Below are 25493 nucleotides of genomic sequence, written 5' to 3' on the forward strand. Positions count from 1 at the left end.
CCACCATGTCCACCTTGACCCCCACACGCCCGTCAGACCCCCAACCCACCGACACCGCCCCTCCGGCCAAGAAGGGCGCCTTCAGCCTCGGCCAGCTCGTCGCCGCGACCCCCGGAGCGCTCCGCAAGCTCGACCCGCGGGAGATGTGGCACAACCCGGTCATGTTCGTCGTCGAGATCGGCGCCCTGCTGACCACCGCGATCGCGATCGCCGAGCCGTTCATCGGCGGGCCCGAGCAGTCAGGCGGGTCGACCGTCCCCGGCTCGTTCACGGCCGGCATCGCGATCTGGCTCTGGCTCACCGTCGTCTTCGCGAACCTCGCCGAGGCCGTCGCCGAGGGCCGCGGCAAGGCGCAGGCCGACAGCCTGCGGAAGACCCGCACCAGCACCTCCGCCAACCGGGTCGTGACCTACGACGGGAAGGCCGACCCCTCGGCCGACAACAGCGCCGTCGAGGTGGTCTCCTCGGCCGACCTCACCCTCGGCGACGTGGTGGTCGTCACGGCCGGCGAACTGATCCCGGGCGACGGCGACATCGTCGACGGCATCGCGAGCGTCGACGAATCCGCCATCACCGGCGAGTCGGCGCCGGTCGTCCGCGAGTCCGGCGGCGACCGCAGCGCCGTCACCGGCGGCACCCGCGTGCTCTCCGACCGCATCGTCGTGCGCATCACCTCCAAACCGGGTGAGACGTTCGTCGACCGGATGATCGCGCTGGTCGAAGGCGCGTCGAGGCAGAAGACGCCCAATGAGATCGCCCTGAACATCCTGCTCGCGAGCCTCACCATCGTCTTCGTGGTGGTCTGCCTGACCCTGAACCCGATCGCGAGCTATGCCGCCTCGACCGTCAGCCTCCCCGTGCTCGTCGCCCTCCTGGTCTGCCTCATCCCGACGACCATCGGCGGCCTGCTCTCGGCCATCGGCATCGCGGGCATGGACCGCCTCGTGCAGCGCAATGTGCTCGCCATGTCGGGCCGCGCGGTCGAAGCTGCCGGCGACGTCACCACCCTGCTGCTCGACAAGACCGGCACCATCACCTACGGCAACCGCCAGGCCGCCGAGTTCACGCCTCTCACGGGTGTGGCTCTGGATGACCTGCGGTACGCCGCCGCAGTGTCGTCCCTCTCCGACCCCACACCCGAGGGCAAGTCGATCGTCGACCTGGCGGTGAAGCACGGCTTCAACCGCAACGTGACGATCGCGGGCGACATCGTGCCGTTCACCGCCCAGACCCGCATGTCGGGGCTCGACCTGCCCGACGGCTCGCAGATCCGCAAGGGCGCAGGCTCATCGGTCACCGCCTGGGTCGAGGAGTCGGGCCGCATCGCCAGCACGGAGCACGCCGAACTCGAGGAGAACATCGAACGCATCTCGAATGCGGGCGGAACCCCCCTCGTCGTCGCGAGCAAGACCCCCGACGGAGTCGCCCGGGTGCTCGGCGTCGTCTACCTCAAAGACGTCGTGAAGGAGGGCATCGCCGAACGCTTCGCGGAGCTGCGTGCCATGGGCATCCGCACCGTCATGGTGACCGGGGACAACCCCCTGACGGCTGCCGCGATCGCGGCGGAGGCCGGTGTCGACGACTTCCTCGCGGAGGCGACACCCGAGCAGAAGCTAGCGCTGATCCGGCGCGAGCAGGAGGGCGGCAACCTCGTCGCGATGACCGGTGACGGCACGAACGACGCCCCCGCACTCGCCCAGGCCGACGTCGGCGTCGCGATGAACACCGGCACCTCGGCCGCGAAGGAGGCCGGCAACATGGTCGACCTCGACAGCGACCCGACGAAGCTGATCGACATCGTGCGCATCGGCAAGCAGCTGCTGATCACACGTGGTGCCCTGACCACCTTCTCGATCGCCAACGACGTCGCGAAGTACTTCGCGATCATCCCGGCCATGTTCGCCGGGATCTTCCCGGGGCTGCAGGTGCTCAACATCATGCAACTGCACTCGCCGGCCTCGGCCATCCTGTCGGCCATCATCTTCAACGCGATCATCATCGTGATCCTGATCCCCCTGGCGCTCCGCGGTGTGAAGTACCGGCCGCTCAGCGCGTCGAAGGTGCTCAGCCGCAACCTGCTCGTCTACGGGCTCGGCGGCGTCATCGCCCCGTTCGTCGGCATCAAGATCATCGACCTGCTCGTCAGCGTCATCCCGGGCTTCTAGAAGCCCGCGATCAGAGAAACACCGAAAGGTTCACCATGAGTACAGCTTCACGCACCGCCGGACGCCAATACTGGGTCGCCCTGCGGGCGATGATCGTCTTCACCGCCGTTCTCGGCGTCGCCTACACCCTCCTCATCACCGGCATCGGGCAGCTCGCCCTGCCCGCCCAGGCCAACGGCTCGCTCGTCACGCAGGGCGACACCGTCGTCGGGTCGGCGCTGATCGGGCAGTCCTTCACCGACGCCGACGGCAACGCCCTGCCGGAGTGGTTCCAGTCCCGGCCGTCGGCGGCCGGCGACGGCTACGACGCCGCGGCCTCCAGCGGCAGCAACTACGGTCCCGAGGACGAACGTCTCCTCACCGCGATCGCCGACCGGAAGGCCGCGATCGAGGCCTCCGACGGCGTGCCGGCCTCCGGGATCCCCGCCGACGCGCTCACGGCGTCGGCGTCGGGACTCGATCCGCACATCAGTCCCGAGTACGCTCAGATCCAGGTCGAACGTGTCGCCACGGCGCGGGGCCTCACGACAGAAGAGGTGCAGAAGTTGGTCGACACCGCCACGCAGTCGCCCGATCTCGGTTACCTCGGCGAGCCGACGGTGAACGTTCTGCAGCTGAACATCGCCCTGGCCCAGCTGGCCGGCTAGGCGGTATGCGCGCGTGAGTGACGACGCCCGATGAAGCGGGGAGCACTCCGGGTGCTGCTGGGTGCAGCACCCGGAGTCGGCAAGACCTACACCATGCTGGAGGAGGGTCGCCGGCTGAAGGGCGAGGGGAAAGACGTGGTCGTGGCGGTCGTCGAGACCCACGGCCGCAAGGGCACCTCCAGCATGCTGCTCGGTCTCGAGACCGTTCCCCGCACGGTCACCGTGCACCGCGGCGTCGAACTGTCGGAGATGGACATCGCCGCGGTGATCGCCCGCCGCCCCGATGTCGCCCTCGTCGACGAGCTCGCCCACACGAACGCCCCCGGCTCGCAGAACGAGAAACGCTGGCAGGATGTGGAGAACCTCCTCGACGCCGGCATCAACGTCATCTCCACGGTCAACATCCAGCACATCGACTCCCTGACCGACGTCGTCGAGCAGATCACCGGCGCCCCGCAGCGCGAGACGATCCCCGACAGCGTGCTGCGCTCGGCCGAGCAGATAGAGGTCGTCGACCTCGCCCCGCAGGCGCTCCGTGACCGGCTGGCCGGGGGGTTCGTCTACCCGGCCACGCGTATTGATGCCGCCCTCTCGAACTACTTCCGGCTCGGCAACCTCACCGCACTCCGCGAGCTCGCGCTGCTCTGGCTGGCCGACGAGGTCGACAGCGCGCTGAAGAACTACCGACGCGAGCACGGCATCCAGAACAAGTGGGAGGCGCGGGAACGCGTCGTCGTGGCGCTGACCGGCGGACCGGAGGGCGAGACGCTCATCCGCCGCGGCGCACGCATCGCCGCACGGTCGGCCGGCGGGCAGCTGCTCGCCGTGCACGTCTCGAGCGACGACGGGCTGCGGAACGCCAACCCGGGCGCCCTCCTCGCGCAGCGCCGCCTGGTCGACTCGCTCGGCGGCTCCTATCACCAGGTCGTCAGCGACGACATCCCGCACGGCCTCGTCGATTTCGCCCGGGCCGAGAACGCCACCCAGCTCGTCATCGGTGTCAGCCGCCGCAGCCGGCTCAATGCCGCACTGACCGGGCCGGGAATCGGCGCCACGGTCATCCGGGAGTCCGGCGACATCGACGTGCACATCGTCACCCACTCCGCAGCGGGCGGGCGTTTCGCGCTGCCCCGACTGGGCGGTGCGCTCACGCTGCGGCGCCGGATGTTCGGACTCCTCATAGCGCTCGTCGGCGGTCCCCTCGTCACCTGGCTGCTCGTCAGCCTGCGCTCCGACGAGTCGATCACCAGCGACGTGCTGACCTACCAGCTGCTCGTCGTCGTCGTCGCCCTGGTCGGGGGCTTCGGGCCGGCGCTGTTCGCCGCGCTGCTGTCGGGGCTCACGCTCGACTACTTCTTCGTCGAACCGATCTACACCATCACTGTCGCGGAGCCGGTGCACCTCTTCGCCCTGGGCCTCTACGTTCTGAACGCGGTGCTCGTCAGCGTGGTCGTCGACCAGGCCGCGCGCCGGTCGAGGGCCGCGGCACGGGCGACAGGCGAGTCCGAGCTGCTCGCGACCGTCGCCGGCAGCGTCGTGCGCGGTCAGGATGCCCTGCAGGCGCTCGTCGACCGGACCCGTGAAGCGTTCGCCCTCACGACGGTGCGCCTCGTCGTCGACGGTGCGGTCACCCACACGGCCGGGGCCGACGGCGACACGGGCACCGAGGGCGGGACCGGGACCGGCATCACCCGCATCCCCGTGGGCGACCACGCCGAACTTGAGCTGCACGGAGGCGACCTCGCCGCCTCCGAACGTCGACTGCTCGCGGTCATCGCCGCCCAGCTGGACGCGGCCCTCGAATACAGCGACCTCGCGGAGACCGCGGGCGAGATCGGGCCGCTCGCGCAGGCCGACCGCGTGCGGAGCGCCCTGCTGGCCGCCGTCGGCCACGACCTCCGTCGTCCGCTCACGGCCGCGACCGCAGCGGTGGGCGGGCTCCGCGCGACCGACGTGACCCTGTCGCAGGCCGACCGCGACGAACTGCTCACCACCGCGGGCGAGAGCCTCGACACGCTGTCGCTCCTCGTCACGAACCTGCTCGACGTCACCCGCCTGCAGGCCGGGGCGCTCGCCGTGTTCCTCACCCCCGTCGATGTGGAGGACATCGTGCTGCCGGCGATCGACGAGCTCGGTCTCGGCCCCGACACGATCGAACTCGACCTGCCCGACGCGACCCATCCGGTCACCGCCGACTACGGACTCCTCGAGCGGGTGATCGTCAACCTCCTCTCGAACGCGGTACGGTTCTCGCCCCCGGGCGAGCGCGTGCTGATCTCGACCAGCGAGTTCGCCGGTCTCGTCGAGATCCGCATCGCAGACCGCGGCCCGGGGGTCGCGCCGGATCGCCGGGAGGAGATCTTCGTTCCCTTCCAGCGCCTCGGCGACACCGACAACCTCACCGGCCTCGGCCTCGGCCTCGCCCTCTCCAAGGGGTTCGTCGAAGGAATGGGCGGCACCCTCGAAGCCGACGACACCCCCGGCGGCGGCCTGACCATGGTCATCTCCCTGCCCGCCGCCACCGAGACGGCGGCGACCGAAGCGATCCCCGCCGAACCGAGTGCGACCGAACCGACCGTGACCACGACGAACGACCACGAAACGATGCCGGAGACCACCCCGTGAAGATTCTCGTCGCCGACGACGACCCCCAGATCATCCGGGCCCTGACGGTGACACTCCGTGCGCGGGGCTACGACATCGTCGCGGCGGCCGACGGCACTGCGGCTCTCAACGGAGCCATCGAGCACCACCCCGACCTGGTGATGCTCGACCTCGGCATGCCGAACCTCGACGGGGTGGAGGTGATCCACGGTATCCGCGGCTGGAGCCAGGTGCCGATCCTCGTGGTGTCGGGGCGCACCGGTGAGGCCGACAAGATCGAAGCTCTGGATGCCGGCGCCGACGACTACGTCACGAAACCGTTCAGCATCGACGAACTGCTGGCGCGCATCCGGGCCCTCACCCGGCGCACGCTGGCCGTCGACGAGGCGCCGCTGATCACCTTCGGAACGGTGACCGTCGACCTCGTGGGCAAGCAGGCCTACCACGGAACCGCCGCCGAACCGCAGACCGTGCGGCTCACGCCCACCGAGTGGGCAATCCTCGAAGTGCTGTTGCGGAACCCGGGCAAGCTCATCACGAGGGACTCGCTGCTCACCGAGGTGTGGGGCCGGCACCACACCAACGACAGTGGATACCTCCGCGTCTACCTCGCCCAGCTGCGCAAGAAACTCGAGCCCGTGCCGGCCAAGCCGCGCTACCTGCTCACGGAATCCGGAATGGGTTACCGCTTCCGCCCCGACCCCGCCTGACCCGAGGCGCGGCGCGCGGGAGTCAGACGACGACGCGGCGCACGGCGTCGCGCCAGTCCGGCGCGTGTATGGTGCGACCGCGGTCGACCGGCGACGCGACCCACTCGGAGCCACGCGCGTCGAGCAGGTGGGTCATCTGCGGCGTCGACTTCGAAATGGCGAAGAGACACCAGGTGCCCTGCCTGTGGTGCAGCAGCGTGTACTTCCGGTGGTTGGTCCAGAAGTCCACCCGGTCGTCGAGGTCGGCGGGCAGGTCGATGTCAGAGAGCGTGGGATTCCCGTTCAGCACAGCCCCGACGCTACGCGGCTGAGGCGAACAGCAGGTGGCGAGCATCCGCACGGCAGGTGACAGGCGGCAGCACCGCGGGAACCGCAGGTTCTACGATGGAGGCGGGGGGCACGGATGGTTTCAGAGCACGAGCCCGATGATCGCGGCGCGGGTGCCGGCACGTTTGCTGGCACGGGCATCGGTGACCCCGAGCGCATCCCCGCGCTGTACCCGACGGCTTCGCCGCTCTGGGTGCTGCTCTCGCGCTGGCTGCTGGGCCTCGAGGCCTGGCTGCGCTCCCACGGCGGAACCCGGCTGCGGTTCGGCCTCCGCGCGTTCTGGGCCGTCGTCGCGATCGGCGGCGCCGTGCTGCTGTTCGGCCCGGTGATCAACCCGCCACTCACACTCGACGACATCACGAGCTCCGCCGACACCGCCACCGACCGCTGGATCGCCCGCACCTTCGCCGTCGACTACCGCGTCGAACGCGCCGACGACGGCACCCTGGTCGCGCATGTGGAGGAGAGGATCGGTGCGTTCTTCCCCGACGGAACCGCCGAGCCGGGCATCCAACGCGTTCTCGCCACCGAGTACCAGGGTCATGCTCTCTCCCCGTCGAACATCTCCGCGACGGTGGATGGCAGGGCGATCGACGTGGTCCACTCCGAGGTGCCCGACCGCGAGACACTGACCCTGGATGCCGGCACCTCCGCCCTGCAGGGCGACCACGCCTTCGTGCTCAGCTACGACCTCGCGAACCTCGCCTATGACGCGACCGACACGGCAACCGGGCAGTCGGTCGACCTGCTGCAGTGGGACGTCTTCGGGCCGTCCTGGCCGCAGGCCTTCGCAGGGCTCGACGTGAGCATCACCCTCCCCCAGGAACTCGACGACCGGCTCGTGCGCCAGCCCCGCGGCACACTCGCGTGGACCCTGCTGAGTTCCGGAGAGTGGCTCGAACCCGAGGCGGACGCTCCTGTCGGCCAGGTGACGTACCGGTTCACCAACGAGCAGAACATCCCGCCGCACGCCCAGGCGCGGTTCACGATGAGTTTCGAGCCCGGAACCTTCCGGATGCCCGCACCCACCCCGCTCTTCTTCGTTCAGACACTCGGTCCTCTCGCCCCGCTCGCGTTCCTCGCCGTCACGCTGCTGCTGGCCGTCGCCGCTCGCCGGGTCGCCTGGGGTGATGCGCGTGGGCGGCCGTGGTTCGTGGCCCAGCCCGATCCGCCGGAGGGGATCACGCCGCGAACGGCCGCCCAGGTCATCAAGGCGGCGCGCAGCATGGAGCTCGCCGAGACGCTCGGCGCAGCCCAGAAGGGTGCCTCGAAGACCCGGCGGGTGCGTCTCGTCGCGGCCGTCCGGGTGGCGCACCGGTCGGGGCGGATCGGCGACCTGCCACGAGCGCTCACCCGCTACCTCACCGCACCGGAGAGACGTGCGCAGCTCACGTCTGGGCTCCGCCGGGTGCCGCGCGGGTTCGTGCGCGACCTCTTCATCGCCGCACCGCTCGCGCTCACCGTGCTGCAGTGGGGTCTCGTCCGCCAACTCTCTGAGCAGACGAAGCTGGCGATCGTGTGGTGGCCGGTGGCCTTCGTGCTGCTCTCGAGTGCGATCGCCGTGGTCGTGCTGGCGATCGCTCTCACGGCGCGTCCGCTCACCCGGCGCGGGGCCCTGCTGAAGCAGCACCTGCTCGGCATCGACGTCTTCGCCTCGCGCACGCAACTGCTCGACCGCACCACGCTGAAGGACCCTCTGCTGCCCTACGCCGTTCTGCTCGCCCCACCCCGTGCCGCGGGCGAGCAGATCGTCGCCCTGGCCTCGGCCGAGCGGGGCGGGGCGGAAGACCCCGAGGGGACGGACTGGCGCACCCCGTCGTTCCTCACCTGGCCGCGACTCGTCGTACGGGCCCTCTCGGTGCTACTCGTCGTCGGCACCGTCGTCGCGGTCTCCGTGCTGCCGAACCCGTACGATCGCGGCAACGACGTCGTCTCCTTCTCCGGCGACATACCGGGCACCCTCTCCACGACAGTGACGTCGATGGATGCTGTCGCCGACCTCTCACGCACCACCGACGGCCACGCGCGACTGGCCGTCACCGAGACGCTCCGTGTCACGTTCGGCGACGAGGGGTCGCGAGTGCCCCAGTTCGTTCAGGAATGGCCGAGCATCCTGAACGGGCAGAGCCTCGGGCTCACCGTGCAGTCGGTCACGATCGACGGGGCAGCCGTTCCGTTCGCGACCCAGCAGCTGGCGGAGACCGTTCTGATGAAGACCCAGCTCAGGAATGTGCTGACCGGCGGGCACGACCTGCAGGTTGCTTACGCACTGGATTCGGCAGCGGTGGCTGCGGACGCCGGCGGCGCTGTCGTCGACCGGATCCGCTGGACGACGCTGCTCGACGGCTGGCACTACGACTCCACCTGGGGTGACGAGCCGGCCCCGGATCCGCTGCGGATCGAACTCCGCGTGCCCGCGGAGCTTGCCGCGGCGACCACGACGGCGGGCTGGAACAGTCTCGACACCAGTGCCTCCGACAACCCGCGCGAGTGGCCACCGTCGGTGGTGCCGTTCGACGCACCCGAATACGCGGGTGGGGTCGGCGGGAGCAGCAGCAGCGCGGCCGGCAGCACCGGCAGCACCGCTCGCGACACGACGAGCACCACCACCACGGCTCCTGACGGCACCGTCTCGCACGTTCTCGACCTGCGGGGCGGAGATGACGAGGGCGGCTACCCGTTCGACCTCACCGTCGACGGCACCGGAGCGACGGTCGACTTCCCCTCCGGAACATTCCAGGGCCCCGACACCGGAACCCTCGGCTACACCCGGATCGCTGCGGCTGCGCCCGTCTCCGTGGTGCTCCTCCTCGGCGCACTCGCCCTGGTCTTCGGCGGACTGGGCGCGTGCTTCGGGTTCTCCCGCCGGCCGCGGGTGTTCACCCCGGGCCTCCTCCGGGACCTGGTGCGCTGGCTCGCCCCGACCGCGTCACTTGCGACGATCATCCTGTTCATCTGGATGACGATCGACATGCCGAGCGACCATCCCGACTTCGCACCCCTCGGGATCTCTGCGCTCGTGGCCCTGGCTGCCGGCACCGCCGGGCTCCTGCTGACCCGGCGGAAGCGTACCCCGAAAGCGCCGTAGCCCCGGCGCGCCCGCGCTAGCCTGAAGGGATGGGCACCACCGACCAGTACACGTTCCGCACCTTCCCGGCCGCCACAGCCGCCGACGGATCGGCCGACCCCGACACCGCGGCCTGGCTCGACGCCGAACGGCGGGGCTTCCATGACAACCGTCTGGACCCGGCGGGCAGGGCGGCCGCCGCGGCGCGTCTCGTGGCCGACGGTCGTCAGCTCACGGGGGTCTACACCGGTGATTCCGGGCCCGTCGCCACGTTCGCCTCGTTCACCGGGACCCTCAACGTCGGCGCCGAAGACCTCCTGCCCACCCACCTGATCTCGAACGTGACCGTGCGCCCCACGCACCGCCGTCGCGGCCTGCTCCGCAGCATGATGACCGAGAACCTCCGCCGGGCATCCGAAGCCGGCTTCCCGCTCGCGGCGCTCACCGTCTCCGAGGCCACCATCTACCGCCGTTTCGGGTTCGGCGTGGCCACCACCGTCGGGCACAGCACCGTCAGCACCGGCGAGCGGTTCCGGATGCTCGTGCCGCCGCCCGGCCGCGCCGAGTACATCGAACTCACCGAACTCGCGCGCCTCGCGCCCGCCGTCTTCGCGCGCTTCCACGCCGCGCACCCCGGCTCTGTCGACCGGCACGCCGCCACCTGGCAGCGCATCACCGGCGAACTCACCGACAGCGGCCAACCCGACCTCTCGGTCTACGCGGCCGCCCACTACGACGACGACGGCCATCCCGACGGCTACGTCTCCTACCGGTCGACGAGCGACAGCAACCCGCGCACGCTCGAGGTACTCGACCTCATCGCGGCCACCGACGGCGCCTATCTCGGACTCTGGGACTTCCTCGCATCCATCGACCTCGCCGGCCTCGTCGACTGGAAGATCGCGCCCGCCGACGACCCCCTCCGCTGGGCCGTCGCGGACTGGCGCGGCATCACCCAGACCTTCGTCGAGGACTGGCTCTGGCTCCGCGTGCTCGACGTGCCCGCCGCCTTCGAGGCGCGCGGTTACCTGCCGGCCGCCTCCGGTGAGATCGTGCTGCAGGTCTCGGATGCGCTCGGCTACGCGGCGGGCACGTTCCGCCTGCGGGTCGCGGATGCCCGGGCCAGCGTCACCCGCCTCGCCGACACCGACGCCCCCGACCTCACCCTCGACGCGCCCGAACTCGGCTCGCTCTACCTCGGCGGGGTCGACCCGCTCACCCTTCTCGCCGCGGGCCGCCTCACCGAGCACACCCCCGGCGCCGCCCGCCGCCTCGCCGCCCTCCTCGCGCCCACCGCCCCCGTCTACGGCACCAGCCACTTCTGACCCACGGCGCGCCCGCGCCCGCCCCCGCGCCGCGCCTCGCGCGTGACCTGCCCAACGCCACATGGACGAATCTCAGCCAGAACGACACCGTATACAGCATCGTGGCGGCCCAGGCTCGTCCATTCGGCGCGTGATCCACTATCGTCGTCGGTGCCCCCACGACACCACGGTGCGGCCTCCGGCAGGGGCGGGCCCGTTGGGTGCGGGCGCGCGGAGCGCTAGGAGAACTGGATGCCGCCGTCGACGAGGATGGTCTGGCCGGTGATGTAGTCCGAGTCCGGGGAGGCGAGGAACGACACCAGTTGCGCGACGTCGTTCGGCACGGAGACCCGGCCGAGCAGAATCGACTTCGCGTTCTCGGCGAGCGCCTCACCTTTCTCAAGACCGTCGCGGGCGCCGAGCTTCTCGTCGATGAGGTCCCACATGGCCGTGCCGACGATGCCGGGGCCGTAGGCGTTCACCGTGATCTTGTGCTCGGCCCACTCCATGGCGGCCGCCTGGGTGAGCCCGCGCACGGCCCACTTGGTGGCGGAGTACGGGCCGAGGAACGCAAACGGCCGGAACGCGACGATGGATGCCGCACCGACGATCTTGCCGCTGGTGCCCTGCGCGATGAACTGCCGGGCCGCCGCGCGGTAACTGTTGAAGACACCCTTGACGTTCACGTCGAAGATCGTGTCGAAGTCGGAACTCTTGTATTCCAGCAGCGACTCGACCTGGGCGATGCCCGCGTTCGCGATGAAGACGTCGAGCTGGCCGCCGGCCTCGACAGCCGAAGCGACGAGGGCCTCGACCGACGCCTCGTCTGCGACATCCACCGTCGCACCGGTCGCCGTTCCGCCTGCCGCAGTGATCGCCGCGACGACAGAGTCGATGCCCGCCTGCGCCCTCGGCAGGTCGGCCACGATGACGTGCAGTCCGTCCTGGGCGAGGCGCTGCGCGATGCCCTCACCGATTCCGCGTGCTGCTCCGGTCACTACTGCGACTCGTGTGTGCTGGCTCATGAAGTCCTCCTTGACTTGGGTGAAACCGCGGCTGGTGCCGCGGGCTCATCCAAGCAGCCCGGATCGCGCGGGGGCCAAGGCGGTTCTCACTACGTGAGAGGAGAGAAGACGCGAGGCTGAAGCTGTCGCTCAGCGGGCGCGCGGTGGCGGCGGTTCGTCGGAGACCTGGTCGGCATCCTCGTCGAAGCCGGGAACCGGGATGACCGCGATGTCGACGCCCTGGCTGAGCAGCAGCAGCGCCTTGCGGGGCACGCCCTCGCCGTAGTTGACGCTCAGCCACCGGGGCTCGGCCGCGGCGAGGCCTGCAGCGATCTCGGCGAGCACATCGTCGAGGTCGCGGTCGCCGACGCTGTAGCTCTCGCCGCCGTAGATGATGTTGAGGCGTTTCATGAGGAGGCCGATCCCCTCACGGAAGCGGTAGCGGAAGCGGAAGCAGCCATGGCCGACGGCGCCTCCGGCTCGGGTAGGAGCCGCAACCCGCCCGCCGTGTTGGCGGACTCGGCCAGCACCTCGACCCACGCCGGGTTGATGCGCGGCATCTTGCTGCCGAAGTACTTGTAGACGAGAGGCATCGACGGGTGAAGCCACACCGTGGTGCGGCCGTCGCCCACTCCGTCGTCGTCCCGCCAGCTGAAGTACAGCGGCTCGCCGCGGCGGAGCTTTGCACCGACCACGATCTGGATGTGCGCGAGCACCCGGTCGTCGAAGTCGACCTTCAGACCTGTGTTGTAGGTGAAGGTTCCCATGAACACCCCGTTCGACGGTGCCGGCTGCGCCCGGATCTCCCCAGGCGCCGTGCGGACGCTGAGCCGTTGAAGTATAACCTCGCGGGCGCGTGAGCGTGCATCCGCTGACCGGACACCGGCGCCCCAAACAATCAGCAAATCTCCGGGAAGTGGCATTTTCTCCGCTCCTGCGGAAATATGATGGGAGCTATGTCGCACATACGGATTCGGGATGCCGCCCAGTACCTCGGTGTCAGCGACGACACGGTTCGCCGCTGGATCGAGAACGGCACGCTCACGAGCAGCCGGGACGATTCGGGGCGATCGGTCGTCGACGGATTCGAACTGGCGCAGCTCGCCCGCCGGAATGCCGTGCTGCCCGACGACCCCTCGGACATCGGCCGCTCGGCCCGCAACCGTTTCGTCGGGCTCGTCACCGAGATCACCATGGACAGGGTGATGGCCCAGGTGGAACTGCAGTGCGGCCCTCACCGCGTGGTATCGCTGATGTCGAGCGAAGCCGTGCGGGAGCTGGGTCTCGAGCTCGGCTCCATCGCTGTGGCCGTCGTGAAAGCCACGACGGTGATCGTCGAAACCCCTTCAGGGAAGGTTCAGAACCCATGAGAACGTCTGTCCGCACCCTGGCCGCCATCGTGTTGGCGGCGGCCGTCGCGACCGGCGCGGCCGCCTGTTCGAGCGGCTCGGGAAGCTCGGCCAGCCCGGCCAGCCCGGCAAGCACGGGCACGAGCACCTCGACCGCCGGCCCGACCGCGACCACCGCCCCGGCCGGCGCGATCACCGTCTTCGCCGCCGCGTCACTCAAGGCGACCTTCACGAAGCTCGGCACCGACTTCCAGGCCGCGAACCCGGGCACGACCGTCACGTTCAGCTTCGCCGGTTCCTCCGACCTCGTCACCCAGATCACGGGCGGCGCCCCCGCCGACGTGTTCGCCTCGGCCGACACCAAGAACATGACCAAGCTCACCGACGCCGCGCTCGTCAGCGGCACCCCGGTGGACTTCGCAACGAACATCCTCGAGATCGCGACGCCTCCCGGCAACCCGGCCGGCGTCACGTCGTTCCAGGATCTCGCGAACCCCGACATCAAGACCGTGATCTGCGCGCCGGCCGTTCCCTGCGGCGCAGCGACCGTGACCGTCGAGACCGCCACGGGCGTCACCATCCCCGCCGTGAGCGAGGAGTCGGCCGTCACCGACGTGCTCGGCAAGGTCAGTTCGGGCGAGGCTGATGCGGGGCTCGTCTATGCGACCGACGTCCAGGGCGCCGGCAGCACCGTCGAGGGGGTCCCGTTCACCGAGTCGAGCAAGGCCGTGAACACCTACCCGATCGCCGCCCTCAGCGACACGAAGAGCGCCGGCCTCGCACAGGCGTTCATCGACTATGTGACCGGCACCGAGGGCCAGGCCGTTCTCTCGGCCGCCGGGTTCGGCAAGCCGTAGCCGGTGCCGCGCACCGCATCCCCGGGCCCCGCGGCCGTTCCCCGCTGGATCCTCGCCATCGCCGTCGTCGGCGCATTCTTCGTGGTGCTGCCGCTGGTGGCGATGGTCGTCCGGGTCAACTGGGGCGAATTCGTCCCGCTGATCACCTCCGACGAGTCGGTGGATGCCCTGCTGCTCAGTCTCCGCACGAGCGCAGCCGCGACGGCGCTCTGCATCGTCTTCGGGGTGCCGCTCGCGCTGGCGCTGTCCCGCACGTCGTTCCCCGGGCAGCGGATCCTCCGCTCGGTGGTGCTGCTCCCCCTCGTGCTGCCTCCCGTGGTCGGCGGCATCGCGCTGCTCTACACGTTCGGCCGCCAGGGACTGCTGCGTGAGCCGATGAACCTGCTGGGCATCCAGATCGCGTTCTCGACGACCGCCGTCATCCTGGCGCAGACCTTCGTCGCCCTGCCGTTCCTCGTGCTGAGCCTCGAGGGGGCGCTCCGCACGGTCGGCACGCGCTACGAGGCCGTCGCCGCAACCCTCGGCGCCGGCCCGACGACCGTGCTGCGGCGCATCACCCTGCCGCTCGTACTCCCCGCGCTCGTCTCCGGCGCCGTGCTGTCGTTCGCCCGGGCACTTGGCGAATTCGGCGCCACCCTCACCTTCGCCGGCAGCCTGCAGGGTGTCACCCGCACACTGCCGCTCGAGATCTACCTGCAGCGCGAGACCGATCCCGACGCTGCCGTGGCCCTCTCCCTCGTGCTGGTCGCGGTCGCCATTCTCGTCGTCGGCCTCGCCCACCGGGTGGGCTCCCGCAACGCGGCGGGGGGCGTGCTCTCGTGAGCCTGGCCTTCCGGGCGACCGTCGCCGCGCGGGGCTTCGACGTCTCGTTCAGCCTCGCAGAGGGCGAGACGCTCGCGATCCTCGGCCCGAACGGTGCGGGAAAGTCGACCCTGCTGAACCTGATCGCGGGGCTGCTCACCCCCGATTCGGGCGAGGCCGTGCTGGGTGGAGAGGTGCTGTTCCGGGTGCCGGGGGGTGCGGGTGCGCCCGACAGGGCTCCGGATGACCGGCCCGCCCGCCGCGTGCTCACACCGCCCCACGCGCGGAGCGTCGCCCTTCTCGCCCAGGAGGCCCTGCTCTTCCCTCATCTCAGCGTGCTGAACAACGTGGCGTTCGGACCGACCAGCGCGGGGGTGAAGCGCTCCGAGTCCCTCCGCACCGCGCGGCGCTGGCTGGCCGAGGTGGATGCCGCGGAGTTCGAGTCGCGAAAGCCCGCCCAGCTCTCCGGCGGCCAGGCGCAGCGCATCGCCGTCGCCCGCGCCCTCGCGGCCGATCCGAAGCTCCTGCTGCTCGACGAACCGCTGGCCGCCCTCGACGTGGCCGTCGCACCCGCGATCCGCCGCATGCTGAGGCGCGTCCTCGAGGGCCGCACGGCCATCATCGTCACGCACGACGTGCTGGACGCCTTCACGCTCGCCGACCACGTGATCGTCCTCGACCGCGGACACGTCGTCGAGAGCGGCCCGACCCGCCGGGTGCTGCAGCAACCGCTCGACCCCTTCACGGCAGACATCGCCGGCCTCAACGTGCTGTCGGGCATCCGCACCGCCCACGGAATGCGCACAGCGGCCGGCGACGACCTCGTGCTCGCTGAGGCCGACGACCTTCCGCCCGGCAGCGCCTGCACGGTCGCGATCCGTCCGTCGAGCATCCGGGTGACCGCGGAACACCCCGCCGGAGTCCCGAACACTCTCGCCCTCACTCTGCAGGATCTCGAGCCCCGCGGCGATCTTGTGCGGGTGCGCGCCGGCGATCTCTCGGCCGACGTGGCACCGGCGCTCGCGGCCGATCTCGACCTCACGCCGGGGGCGGCGGTGTGGTTCTCGTTCGAGCCGTCGGCGGGGGCGCTCTACGCGACCGGGAGCTGAGCACCCCGCCGATCGGACCGAGCGCAGGCAGTAAGAGATGCGGCCCGGAGGATGAACCTCCAGGCCGCATCGATACGCGGAGACATCGAGCGCCTGTTCCTAGCAGACGCGACGCGTGCACACGTATAGATCAGGCCCTGTACAACCCGAATTGCTGTGAGGGCCCGAGGTCAAAGATACGCTGTCAGGCCCCGAAAGCGCGACAAGTAACGGGGCCGCCTCACCCGACTAGTGGAAAAATGAACTGTAAGGGTGACAAATGTTAATAAATCCCCCCGGTACGGGGGCTTTTGTGAGGTTTGGTTCGCCCCCTATCGTTAAGTCTCGTAACCCGAAGTCACGGTGCGGTAGATCCCGCGGAGTCCTAGCTCCGTCTACCAGCCGTGAGTGACGCGAAGCTCGGCCCCGATCGGCTCGTCTTTCCTAGAGTCAGCCCTTCACAGCTCTGCTTCAACGAGCTCTCTTCAAGCAATCGGTCAGAGTCTGCGCATTCTGGCCGGTTGGGAGCACTCGTACCCGTTCCCTGACAAAGAATTCCCTGTGACCCGAAATACAGGTTGATGCAATGGCCCTTCCAGCCACACACCCCCAGCACTCCAGAGTCGGTGCGCCCAAAACGTTCCTCCCCGTCCCTCGGGAGGCCGGGCGCTCAGCCACGGGTCGCCACGCTCTCCTTCCCACGAAAGCACTCCTTGGCTGACATCCTGGTGATTGGAGCGAGCGCCCTCGCTCGCGAAGCCCTCAACGTGATCCGCTCCGGCTCAGAGCACCGTGCCTGCGGCGTACTCGACGATTCCCCGCCCCGTTGGGGCACCTCGATCGGCGGTGTCCCCGTGCTCGGCGGCGTCGACACGGTGGCCCAGTACCCCGGCGCCAGCCTGGTGATCTGCGTGTCCCTCGGTTCAACGCGAGCGCGCCTGGTCAACCGGCTGCAGGACCTGGGTGTGAGAGACGACCGCTACGCCCAGCTGATCCACCCGAGTGTCGAAGTCCCCCGCAACTGCCGGGTGGGTGTCGGCAGCATCATCCTGGCAGGGGTTGTCATGACCGCCGACGTCATGATCGGCCGGCACGTGGTCATCATGCCGAACGTCACCCTCACCCATGGCAACCGCATCCAGTCGTTTGCGACTCTCGGTGCCGGCAGTGCGCTCGGGCCGGGGGTGCGGGTGGGGGAAGAAGCCACCCTCGGCATGAACTCGACCGTTCGCGACCGCGTCCGAGTCGGCGACCGGTCGGTCCTCGGCCTCGGCTCCGCCCTCCTCCGCGACCAGCCGCCCGGCGAGACCTGGATGGGCGTGCCCGCCGCGCCGAACAGGACGACCGAGACGACAGCCTCCAACACCCCTCCGCTCCGATCGATTGGAAACTTCTGATGTCAGGGATTGAGCCCCGCCGCCTCCGCATAGCCCTCGTCGGCACGCGAGGTGTCCCGGCCGCCTATGGCGGCTTCGAGACGGCCGTCGAAGAGATCGGCCAGCGCCTGGTGGCCAGGGGCCACGAGGTGACTGTCTACTGCCGGAGGACCAACGCTCCGAGGCAGAAGCGCTTCCTCGGGATGAAGCTCGTGCATCTCCCTGCCGTCAAGGCGAAGACGGTCGAGACCCTCAGCCACACCGCCCTGTCCGTGCTGCACATGTTCTTCACGAAACGGAACGACGTCGCCTTCGTCTTCAACGCGGCGAACTCCCCGTTCGTCCCGATCGTCCGGGCCCGGGGTGCCGCCACGGCGGTGCACGTCGACGGTCTCGAATGGAAACGAGGCAAGTGGGGCAAGACGGGACGGAAGTACTACCGGATCGCCGAAGAGCTCGCCGTCCGCCAGGCCGACGCGCTGATCTCCGACGCGGCCGGCATCGCCGACTACTACAGCCACGAATTCGGCATCCCCACCGAACTTCTCACCTACGGCACCAAAGTGCTGCGCGAACCCGCGACAGACCGACTCTCGGAACTGGGTCTCGAAGCGGGGCGGTACCACCTCGTCGTGGCGCGGTTCGAGCCGGAGAACCATGTCGACATCATCGTCGAGGGCTACCACGCCAGCGATGCGACCCTTCCCCTCGTGGTCGTGGGTTCGGCCCCCTACGCTGCTGCGTACACGGAACGAATCGCCCAGACGGCGGGCTCGGACGACCGCATCCGGATGCTCGGTGGGGTGTGGGACCAGGAACAACTCGACCAGCTCTACGCCAATGCCCTGAGCTACCTCCACGGACACTCTGTCGGTGGTACCAACCCGTCGCTCCTGCGCGCCATGGGCGCCGGGACGGCCGTCATCGCCTACGACGTCGTGTTCAACCGCGAGGTCCTCGGCACGGACGGCCGCTTCTTCTCGGATTCCGCCGAGGTCGCCCTGGAGCTCGCAGCCGCCGAAGCACTCGTCGATGAGACGGCGGAGCGGGGCGCCAACCTCCGCGAACGCGCGGCCAGCATGTACGACTGGGACATCGTCACGGCGGGCTACGAAGAACTGGCGATGCGCCTGGCGCTCGGTCACTCGACCCGAGGTATCAGCAGGGGCGTGCGGAATGCCGTGCCGTGGGAAGCGCGGTCGGGCTCTGACCGCATCGTCGCCGCCGATCGGGTCGAGGCCCACATCGAGGAGACCCTGTGATCGACGGACAGATCGGATCCAGATCAGCGGCGCCCCCTCGCGAGACCTACCGTGAGACAGTGGGTCGCCTGGCCTCGGCCCAGAAGAAGGCCGCGCCGGGTGCACCCGCCTACTCGATCTACGTCAATCGGAGGGTCGGGCGCTACCTCGCGGCCTGGGCATTCCGCGCCGGGCTCACCCCGAACAATGTGACGGCGATCAGCGCAGCGGGCACCTTCAGTGGGATCATCCTGATCGCGGTCCTGCCCCTGTCCTGGTACGCCGGTGTCGGGATCTGGCTCCTGCTGGCCGTCGGCTACGCCTTCGACTCCGCCGACGGCCAGGTCGCCCGCCTCCGCGGGGGCGGCTCGCTCGGCGGCGAGTGGCTCGACCATGTGGTCGACTCGCTGAAGATCGCTTCGCTGCACCTCGCCGTACTGGTCACGATGTTCCTGCACCTCGACCTCGCGTCGCCCTGGCTGCTGCTGGTTCCGATCGGGTACTCGATCGTGGCCTCGGTCTCCTTCTTCGCCATGATCCTGAACGACCAGCTGAAGCGGGTGCACGAACAGCGCACCCAGTCCGACGTCCCGCGCGGCCGCAGCACGCTCATCCGGTCCCTGCTCGTCATTCCGACGGACTACGGGTTCCTCTGCCTCATCTTCGTGCTGCTCGGTGCCCCCGTCCTGTTCTTCGTGGTCTACGCGCTGATGTTCGTGGCGAACGCCGGTCATCTCCTGCTCGCCAGCCGCAAATGGTTCCGGGACATGAGCCGACTCTCGTGAGCGACGACCGCCTGGCCGAGGTGAGACTGGACGGCGTCACGGTGCTGTTCGCCCACCCCAGCGGCGAGCTCTACGGATCCGACCGCGTGCTCATCGAGAGCGTGCAGGGTGTTCTCGGTGCCGGCGGCCGCGCCGTCGTCGCCCTGCCTGTGGGCGGGCCGCTCGTCGACGTGCTCACCGCGATCGGCGGAGAGGTCAGGCTCCTGGAGACCCCTGTGCTCCGGAAGAGCATGCTGAGCCCCGCCGGGCTCTTCGGCCTCGTCCGGTCGCTCGGACCGGGGTTCCGCGCTGGGCGCGCTCTGGTGAAGGAACTGGGGCCTGACCTGGTCTACGTCAACACTGTCACGATCCCGCTCTGGATCGCTGTCGGTTTCCTCTCGAGGCGACCCGTTCTCAGCCACATCCACGAGGCGGAGGGCTCGGCTTCCCGCGCGGTCAACTTCGCCCTCAACCTGCCCCTGCTTCTGGCGAGCCGGGTCATCGCGAACAGCAGCTACAGCGTGGCCGTGCTGAGCCGGGTCTTCCCGCGGCTCGCCAGCCGCACGCAGGTCGTCTACAACGGCGTGGCCGGCCCCGCGGCGCCGAGCGCCTCGCGCCTGACGCTCGACGGAGGCCTCCGCATCCTGTACGTGGGTAGGCTCTCCGACCGGAAGGGCGTCGATGTCGCCATCTCGGCGCTCGGTATCCTCCGCGAACGGGGATCCGAAGCCAGCCTGGAGATCGTCGGGGCGGTCTTTCCCGGCTACGAATGGTACGAGCAGCAGTTGCGCGGCCAGATCAACGAACTCGGCCTTGCGGAATGGGTGCAGCTCCGGGGATTCGAGAGCGACATCTGGCCCCGGGTCGCGCACTCCGACGTCGTCGTCGTGCCGTCCCGGTACGACGAACCGTTCGGGAACACGGCCGTCGAAGCGGTGCTCGCCGCCCGGGCGGTGGTGGTCAGCGACACCTCGGGCCTCCGCGAGGCAGCGCGCGGCTACCGTTCCTCCCGGACCGTGCGTCCCGGCGATCCGGTGGCGCTCGCCGACAGCCTCGAAGGCATCGTCGAGGCCTGGGCGATCGTCCGCGAGGATGCGTCGGCCGATCGCCTCAGCGCCCTGGAGCGGCACTCCCCCGACCTGTACCGGCAACGCATCGCCCACGTCACACTCGAACTCCTCTGATCTGAACACGGAAAGAAACAATGGATCCCCACGACTATTGGAAGGCCCTGCGGAAGCGCTGGGCGGTGATCGTCACGCTCGGAATCCTGGGTGGCGGCGGTGCGTACCTCTACGCGCAGAGCCTGCCGGACAGTTTCCAGTCCACCAGCGCCGTCTTCGTCTCGTCGACCCAGGGCGCGACGACCAGTGAGCTGGTGCAGGGCTCGACCTACACCCAGAACATCGTGCAGTCGTACGTGCAGCTCGCCACCACCCCGAAGGTGCTGGCCCCGGTGATAGCCGAGCTCGGGCTCGACACCACGCCCAACCGGCTGGCGAAGTCGATCACGGCGAGCACAGCGCTGAACACCGTCATCATCGACATCACGGTCACCGACGGCGACCCGAACCGGGCAGCGGACATCGCGAACGCCGTGAGCCAGTCCCTGACCTCGGTCGCGACGGCGCTGGCCCCCCAGCTCGCGGGCTCGACCTCGTCGATCTCGATGGAGATCGTCACCCCGGCACAGATCGCCGCCAACCCCGTCGCGCCGAACCGTCGCCTCATCGGGATCAGCGGTCTCGCCATCGGCATCGTCGTCGGCGTGCTCTACTCCCTGGGCCGCACACTGCTGGACACGCGCATCCGCACCGACCGCGACATCGAACGGATCAGCGACGTTCCCGTGATCGGCAATGTCGAGCGCACGCGCCGGCGATCGCCGCAGCCCACGGGCATCACCATGCGACTCGCGCCGCACAGCCTGATGGCCGAGGACTACCGGCGGGTGCGCACCAATCTCGAGTTCGCCGACGTCGACGACGCGATCACCTCGATCACCGTGACCAGTGCGTCCCCGGGTGAGGGCAAGACCACCATGGCGATCAACATCGCCCTGGCCATGGCCGAGCGCTCGCTCCGCACCCTGCTCATCGACGCAGACCTCCGCCGGCCGAGCGTGGCGAGCTACGCCCAGATCGAGGGTGCGGCCGGGCTGACCAGCGTGCTGGTGGGCTCCGCCACACTGGACGATGTCATCCAGCAGTGGGCGCCGAACGTCGACATCCTCGCCTCGGGGGTGGCCCCGTCCAATCCGAACCAGCTCCTCGGCTCCACAGCGATGGCACGCCTGATGGAGACGGTCAAGGGTGAGTACGACTTCGTGATCGTCGACACCCCGCCCATCCTGCCGGCCTCGGACGCCCTGACGCTGACGCACATGACGGATGGCGCCGTGGTGGTCGCCCTGTTCAACTCGACCACCCGCCAGAAACTCAGTGACACCCTCGGCGCGCTCGACGCGGTTCGGGCTCGGACGATCGGCGTCGTCATCAACCAGACCAAGCCGAAGGCCAGGGACGGGTACTACGGCCGCGACCTGAGCATCGTCCCCGCGGTCAGGACCGAGGCGGACGAGGCCGCGGGCGAGAAACCCGCCGTCGAGGGTCCCCTCGATCTTCAGGCGGTCGTCGCAGAGACCGCGAGCCGGCCGGTCCTCGGACACGTGCAGTGAGCCTCGAGTCCGGCACCGGAGAACGGCGCGTCACACTGCCGCACGTGCGCCTCTACCGCTCCCTCCGGAGCGCGCACCTCGAACGGGCCCACCTCCTTCGTCCGGCCACGATCCTGTACAGCGAGAAGCGCTACGACTTCGACGACGCCCTGACTGCCGGACTGGATCTCGTGGAGGCCGGTCCGCTCGCCGGAGCTCGGCTGCTGGTGCGATCGCCTGTCCGCACGCTCGAAGTCAACGAACCGCTGATGCTCGACAGCCTGGCCGCCTCCGTGCTCGCCCTCGCTGCGCTCCGCTGGCGCCGGATGCTCGGCAGTCCCCGTACGCAGGTCGTCACCTACGCGATCGGCAACGCCGACCCTTTCACCCCCGGGCCCTCTGCCCGGTTCCGCACCCGCGTGCGCCGCCGCCTCGAACGTGCACTGGCGAGCATCGTCTGGCGCCGCATCGACAGGGTGGCCTTCGGAACGAGCGCCGCCCGGCAGACCTACGAAGAGGTGTTCGGCAGACGGGGCCTTCCCCAGCGCGCGATGCTGATCCCCGCGCTGCCCGCTCCCGCCCCGAGCCCGTCGAGCGGTGAGCATCCCCGCGTCGACGGCTGTGTCGTCTTCCTCGGCGCACTGAGCGAACGGAAAGGGATCCGGGTCCTGCTGGGAGCCTGGCCCCTGGTGCGTCGGGAGTGTCCCGGCGCGACGCTGCTCATCATGGGCAAGGGCGCCCTGCAGGCGGAGGTTCTGCGCTCGGCGACGACGGAGGCCGGCATCGACGTCGACATCGACCCCGGACGGAATCGGATCCACGATCGCCTCGACGAAGCCCGGGTGCTCGTGCTGCCGTCCCAGCCCACCGCCACCTGGCGGGAGCAGGTCGGACTGCCGATCCTCGAGGGCCTGTCGCACGGGCTCAGCGTCGTGACCACGACCGAGACCGGTCTCGCCGACTGGCTCGACCGGAATGGTCACTACGTGGTGTCCGATGCCGGATCCGCTGACGAACTGGCGGGGCAGATCATCCGGGCCATCCGGGATGACCGGAAACCGGCGGACATCACCCGCGATCTCCCCTGGACCGACGGACGACTCGCCGCCGACCACTGGCTGTTCGACGGCACCGTGCCGGTTCCCGCCCTCCCGAGAGTGATCGCCGGGTGACCCGGCAGCTGACGACGACGGCGGGGGCGCCGCCGAAGGGACGGGGAATACTGGCCTCGGTCGGCAGCACCGCTGTGGCGAAGGTCGCGGTGATGGCTCTCTCGGGCATCCTCGGAATCATCACGAGCCGGATGATCATCCATTCGTTCGGAACAGAGGCGTACGCCCAGTACGGGCTGCTCGCGAGCTTTCCGACCCTGCTCCCCTTCGCGGATCTCGGTATCGCCGCGGTCGTGATCAACGCGGTGGCCGGTTCGGCCAGCCCCCGCACCGACGACTTCGTGCGTCGCACCATCACGACCGCTTTCCGCATCCTGATCGTCTCGGGGGCGATCATGATCGCCGTGGGCGTCGTCATCACGGCTCTCGGATGGTGGCCCGCGCTCCTCGGCAACGGCCTGATCGCCGATGGAGGCAGCCTCGCCGCCTTCGCCTGCCTGGCGATCTTCGGCCTGGTCATCCCCCTGACCGTCGGGCAGCGTGTGCTTGTCGGGCTGGGCAAGACGAACGTGCAGGTGGCAAGCCAGTCGGTCGTCGCCCCGTTCATGTTCCTGGCGATCGGTGCGCTCGTGCTGCTCGCCGTACCCGCGGGAACGTACCTCGCGGTGATCTCGTACGTCGGCAACGCGCTCGTCTCGGTGATCTGCCTCTTCCTCGCCGCCCGGGTACTGAAGCCGCAGATCGGCGCAGCGATCCGTGAGATCCCGCACATCAGGAGCTACCGCGGCGTCTCGGCCATCGGGCTCGCGTGGCCGATGCTGCTGCAGATGATCGCACTGCCGATAGCCCTGCAGACCGGCCGGCTGCTGCTCAGCCAGATCGGTACCCCGCAGCAGCTCGCCGAGTACAACCTGTCGTCCCAGCTCTTCCAGATCGTGCTGCAGACGACCGCTGCGGCAGGGCTCGCAATGTGGCCCATCTACGCGAAGGCCCGCTCGGCAGGGCGGATCGAGTCGCCTGTCGTTCCGACCCTGTGGTTCCTGGCGGGCGGCCTGGTGCTGGGCGGGATCCTCGCCGTGGCCTCGCCCTGGCTCACCGCCTTCGTCTCCGGTGGCAAGATCACCCTCGACCTCTGGGTGATCCTGCCCTGGGTCCTCTTCGTGGGGCTCCAGGCAGCGAAGTACCCGGTGGGCATGTACATGACCGACAAGCGCGGGCTGGTCTTCCAGGTGGTGCCCATCCTCATCATGGTCCCGCTGAACCTGGGTCTCTCAGTGCTCTTCATCGGCATGATCGGCGCGGGTGGACCCGTTCTCGGGTCCACGATCTCGGTGCTCGTCTGCCAGTTCCTGCCGAACCTCTGGTACGTCTCCCGCGACCTCGCCCGCCGCCGCCGGGAAGCGTGATCACTCGGCCGTGAGCCCGGCCCGGCGGCGCAGCCGCAGCTCGTCGCGCACCATCCGCCGGCCGTCGCGCACGCCGCGAAGGGCCGCGAGCAACGGCGCGGGTGACCGGGTGAGCTGGCGGCGACCGCCCTGCAGCAACACCTCCCAGGCGACAGCGACGGTCACACGCCGCCAGCGCTGGAGGCTCCGCGTGTCGAGGTGGCGAACCGCATAGAGCAGTCTGTTCCGGATGTTGTAGTAGTAGTAGACGTTCGATTTCGGTTCGCCGGCATGGCTCCCGCCGCCCACCTGCTGGGTACCACCCTCAGCATGCACCGCCAGAGCGTCGGCCAGGACAGCGATGCGCCCGCCGGCTGTCAGCACGCGGTACGAGAAATCGACGTCCTCCCAGTAGAGGAAGTACTCCTCGTCGAACCCTTCCGCGAGCTGCCAGAGCCCCATCGAGAGCAGCAGGCAGGCTCCGCTCAGCCAGGGCCGGACCTCGGTCGGTGAAGGATCGGGGGCACTGCGTCGACGCGCGGAGCGGATGCGACCGTCGGTGAGATAGAGGTCGGAACCGGCGAACCAGACCGAGCCGTCAGGCCGGAGGATCTGGGGGGCGAAGAGGGTGTCGGGGCGTCGGTTGCTTGCCGCCAGCAGCGCACCGATCGCCGACTCGGCGATCTCCGCATCGGGGTTCAGAAGCAGCAGGTGCGTCGCTCCGAGCTGCCCCGCGCGGAGCGCACCTCGGTTCATCCCGCCGCCGAAACCGGTATTGCCCGTCGGCATCACCGTGTGCCAGCCCTCTCGTTCGGCGAGCTCCGTCACCGCTACGCGTTCTGTCTCGGTCGAGAAATTGTCGACGACCACCACCATGATGGCCGGCTGCCGCCTCGTCAGCGGAGCCAGGTTGGCCTGCAGCAGTGCGCTGGAACCGTAGTTCACGACAATGATGGCCAGCCCGCTGAAATCGGTCTCGGTCATGCGTGGACACCTCCTTCTGGGGACACCCGATACTTCGGAAACACGGGATAAT

22 protein-coding genes are annotated in these 25493 nt (G+C 69.4%); 17 read left to right on the forward strand and 5 right to left on the reverse strand.

Annotated features, from left to right (window positions below; translation table 11 throughout):
* Positions 1-5 precede the first annotated feature (5 nt).
* The 4 genes from kdpB to FB464_RS10095 are packed head-to-tail and all read left to right on the forward strand — an operon-like array spanning position 6 to position 6126.
* Positions 6-2165 carry a potassium-transporting ATPase subunit KdpB gene (gene kdpB / locus FB464_RS10080; protein WP_116413979.1) on the forward strand — a complete coding sequence of 720 codons (2160 nt, stop codon included), beginning with the start codon at positions 6-8 and terminating at the stop codon, positions 2163-2165.
* A gap of 35 nt (positions 2166-2200) precedes the next feature.
* On the forward strand, positions 2201-2812 hold the full coding sequence (gene kdpC / locus FB464_RS10085; RefSeq protein ID WP_116413978.1) for a potassium-transporting ATPase subunit KdpC: 612 nt from the start codon (positions 2201-2203) through the stop codon (positions 2810-2812).
* Positions 2813-2842: 30 nt separating this feature from the next.
* Positions 2843-5437 carry a sensor histidine kinase gene (locus FB464_RS10090; protein ID WP_116413977.1) on the forward strand — a complete coding sequence of 865 codons (2595 nt, stop codon included), beginning with the start codon at positions 2843-2845 and terminating at the stop codon, positions 5435-5437.
* Positions 5434-6126: a response regulator gene (locus tag FB464_RS10095; RefSeq protein ID WP_116413976.1), complete on the forward strand. Its 693-nt coding sequence runs from the start codon at positions 5434-5436 to the stop codon at positions 6124-6126. Before FB464_RS10090 ends, FB464_RS10095 begins: the two co-directional genes overlap by 4 nt.
* A 22-nt stretch (positions 6127-6148) precedes the next feature.
* On the opposite strand, the gene FB464_RS10100 is transcribed toward FB464_RS10095, so the two are convergent.
* Positions 6149-6415, reverse strand: coding sequence for a hypothetical protein (locus tag FB464_RS10100; RefSeq protein ID WP_116413975.1), 267 nt, complete (start codon positions 6413-6415; stop codon positions 6149-6151).
* Positions 6416-6529: 114 nt separating this feature from the next.
* Here FB464_RS10100 and FB464_RS10105 point away from each other — a divergent pair, with 114 nt between their 5' ends.
* Together FB464_RS10105 and FB464_RS10110 are read left to right on the forward strand one after the other, a co-directional pair.
* Positions 6530-9541, forward strand: a complete 3012-nt coding sequence (locus tag FB464_RS10105; protein ID WP_116413974.1) for a DUF2207 domain-containing protein — start codon at positions 6530-6532, stop codon at positions 9539-9541.
* Positions 9542-9570: 29 nt separating this feature from the next.
* The gene (locus tag FB464_RS10110) at positions 9571-10845 is read left to right on the forward strand and encodes a GNAT family N-acetyltransferase (RefSeq protein ID WP_116413973.1); all 1275 of its coding nucleotides are present in this window, start codon (positions 9571-9573) and stop codon (positions 10843-10845) included.
* A 218-nt stretch (positions 10846-11063) separates the two neighbouring features.
* On the opposite strand, the gene FB464_RS10115 is transcribed toward FB464_RS10110, so the two are convergent.
* The 3 genes from FB464_RS10115 to FB464_RS10125 form a co-directional block, all read right to left on the reverse strand.
* A complete protein-coding gene (locus FB464_RS10115; RefSeq protein WP_116413972.1) occupies positions 11064-11849 on the reverse strand; it encodes an SDR family oxidoreductase in 786 nt (261 codons plus the stop codon).
* A 129-nt stretch (positions 11850-11978) separates the two neighbouring features.
* The gene (locus FB464_RS10120; protein ID WP_116413971.1) at positions 11979-12239 is read right to left on the reverse strand and encodes a hypothetical protein; all 261 of its coding nucleotides are present in this window, start codon (positions 12237-12239) and stop codon (positions 11979-11981) included.
* The gene (locus FB464_RS10125) at positions 12236-12595 is read right to left on the reverse strand and encodes a DUF7882 family protein (RefSeq protein ID WP_116416469.1); all 360 of its coding nucleotides are present in this window, start codon (positions 12593-12595) and stop codon (positions 12236-12238) included. The genes FB464_RS10120 and FB464_RS10125 overlap by 4 nt, the downstream gene beginning before the upstream one ends.
* 189 nt (positions 12596-12784) lie before the next feature.
* Between FB464_RS10125 and FB464_RS10130 the strand changes: the two genes are divergently transcribed.
* From FB464_RS10130 to FB464_RS10180, 11 genes are all read left to right on the forward strand, one after another.
* Complete coding sequence (locus tag FB464_RS10130) at positions 12785-13198, forward strand: TOBE domain-containing protein (protein ID WP_116413970.1); 414 nt, start codon at positions 12785-12787, stop codon at positions 13196-13198.
* Positions 13195-14034, forward strand: coding sequence for a molybdate ABC transporter substrate-binding protein (gene modA, locus FB464_RS10135; RefSeq protein WP_116413969.1), 840 nt, complete (start codon positions 13195-13197; stop codon positions 14032-14034). The genes FB464_RS10130 and modA overlap by 4 nt, the downstream gene beginning before the upstream one ends.
* A 3-nt stretch (positions 14035-14037) precedes the next feature.
* Positions 14038-14856 (forward strand): ABC transporter permease, encoded by an 819-nt coding sequence (locus tag FB464_RS10140; RefSeq protein WP_246093006.1) that lies wholly within the window; start codon positions 14038-14040, stop codon positions 14854-14856.
* On the forward strand, positions 14853-15944 hold the full coding sequence (locus FB464_RS10145) for a sulfate/molybdate ABC transporter ATP-binding protein (protein WP_116413968.1): 1092 nt from the start codon (positions 14853-14855) through the stop codon (positions 15942-15944). The genes FB464_RS10140 and FB464_RS10145 overlap by 4 nt, the downstream gene beginning before the upstream one ends.
* 692 nt (positions 15945-16636) lie before the next feature.
* On the forward strand, positions 16637-17320 hold the full coding sequence (locus FB464_RS10150) for a NeuD/PglB/VioB family sugar acetyltransferase (RefSeq protein WP_246093007.1): 684 nt from the start codon (positions 16637-16639) through the stop codon (positions 17318-17320).
* The gene (locus FB464_RS10155) at positions 17320-18561 is read left to right on the forward strand and encodes a DUF1972 domain-containing protein (protein WP_116413966.1); all 1242 of its coding nucleotides are present in this window, start codon (positions 17320-17322) and stop codon (positions 18559-18561) included. Before FB464_RS10150 ends, FB464_RS10155 begins: the two co-directional genes overlap by 1 nt.
* On the forward strand, positions 18558-19325 hold the full coding sequence (locus FB464_RS10160; protein WP_246093008.1) for a CDP-alcohol phosphatidyltransferase family protein: 768 nt from the start codon (positions 18558-18560) through the stop codon (positions 19323-19325). Before FB464_RS10155 ends, FB464_RS10160 begins: the two co-directional genes overlap by 4 nt.
* Entirely contained in the window at positions 19322-20488 is a 1167-nt protein-coding gene (locus FB464_RS10165) for a glycosyltransferase (RefSeq protein WP_246093009.1), read from the forward strand. Before FB464_RS10160 ends, FB464_RS10165 begins: the two co-directional genes overlap by 4 nt.
* A 20-nt stretch (positions 20489-20508) precedes the next feature.
* Positions 20509-21981 carry a tyrosine-protein kinase domain-containing protein gene (locus tag FB464_RS10170; RefSeq protein ID WP_116413964.1) on the forward strand — a complete coding sequence of 491 codons (1473 nt, stop codon included), beginning with the start codon at positions 20509-20511 and terminating at the stop codon, positions 21979-21981.
* On the forward strand, positions 21978-23132 hold the full coding sequence (locus FB464_RS10175) for a glycosyltransferase (protein ID WP_246093010.1): 1155 nt from the start codon (positions 21978-21980) through the stop codon (positions 23130-23132). The genes FB464_RS10170 and FB464_RS10175 overlap by 4 nt, the downstream gene beginning before the upstream one ends.
* The gene (locus FB464_RS10180) at positions 23129-24478 is read left to right on the forward strand and encodes an MATE family efflux transporter (protein WP_246093011.1); all 1350 of its coding nucleotides are present in this window, start codon (positions 23129-23131) and stop codon (positions 24476-24478) included. The genes FB464_RS10175 and FB464_RS10180 overlap by 4 nt, the downstream gene beginning before the upstream one ends.
* On the opposite strand, the gene FB464_RS10185 is transcribed toward FB464_RS10180, so the two are convergent.
* Complete coding sequence (locus FB464_RS10185) at positions 24479-25441, reverse strand: glycosyltransferase family 2 protein (RefSeq protein ID WP_116413963.1); 963 nt, start codon at positions 25439-25441, stop codon at positions 24479-24481.
* Positions 25442-25493 lie beyond the last annotated feature (52 nt).

Source organism: Subtercola boreus, from assembly GCF_006716115.1.
GTDB lineage: Bacteria > Actinomycetota > Actinomycetes > Actinomycetales > Microbacteriaceae > Subtercola > Subtercola boreus.

Bases quoted from the DNA above. Each gene is read 5' to 3' on its own strand.
- FB464_RS10125 (WP_116416469.1), bottom strand. From the start codon at position 12,595: ATGGGAACCTTCACCTACAACACAGGTCTGAAGGTCGACTTCGACGAC.
- FB464_RS10170 (WP_116413964.1), top strand. From the start codon at position 20,509: ATGGATCCCCACGACTATTGGAAGGCCCTGCGGAAGCGCTGGGCGGTG.
- FB464_RS10130 (WP_116413970.1), top strand. From the start codon at position 12,785: ATGTCGCACATACGGATTCGGGATGCCGCCCAGTACCTCGGTGTCAGC.
- FB464_RS10185 (WP_116413963.1), bottom strand. From the start codon at position 25,441: ATGACCGAGACCGATTTCAGCGGGCTGGCCATCATTGTCGTGAACTAC.
- kdpB (WP_116413979.1), top strand. From the start codon at position 6: ATGTCCACCTTGACCCCCACACGCCCGTCAGACCCCCAACCCACCGAC.
- FB464_RS10090 (WP_116413977.1), top strand. From the start codon at position 2,843: ATGAAGCGGGGAGCACTCCGGGTGCTGCTGGGTGCAGCACCCGGAGTC.
- FB464_RS10110 (WP_116413973.1), top strand. From the start codon at position 9,571: ATGGGCACCACCGACCAGTACACGTTCCGCACCTTCCCGGCCGCCACA.
- modA (WP_116413969.1), top strand. From the start codon at position 13,195: ATGAGAACGTCTGTCCGCACCCTGGCCGCCATCGTGTTGGCGGCGGCC.
- FB464_RS10155 (WP_116413966.1), top strand. From the start codon at position 17,320: ATGTCAGGGATTGAGCCCCGCCGCCTCCGCATAGCCCTCGTCGGCACG.
- kdpC (WP_116413978.1), top strand. From the start codon at position 2,201: ATGAGTACAGCTTCACGCACCGCCGGACGCCAATACTGGGTCGCCCTG.
- FB464_RS10120 (WP_116413971.1), bottom strand. From the start codon at position 12,239: ATGAAACGCCTCAACATCATCTACGGCGGCGAGAGCTACAGCGTCGGC.
- FB464_RS10105 (WP_116413974.1), top strand. From the start codon at position 6,530: ATGGTTTCAGAGCACGAGCCCGATGATCGCGGCGCGGGTGCCGGCACG.
- FB464_RS10115 (WP_116413972.1), bottom strand. From the start codon at position 11,849: ATGAGCCAGCACACACGAGTCGCAGTAGTGACCGGAGCAGCACGCGGA.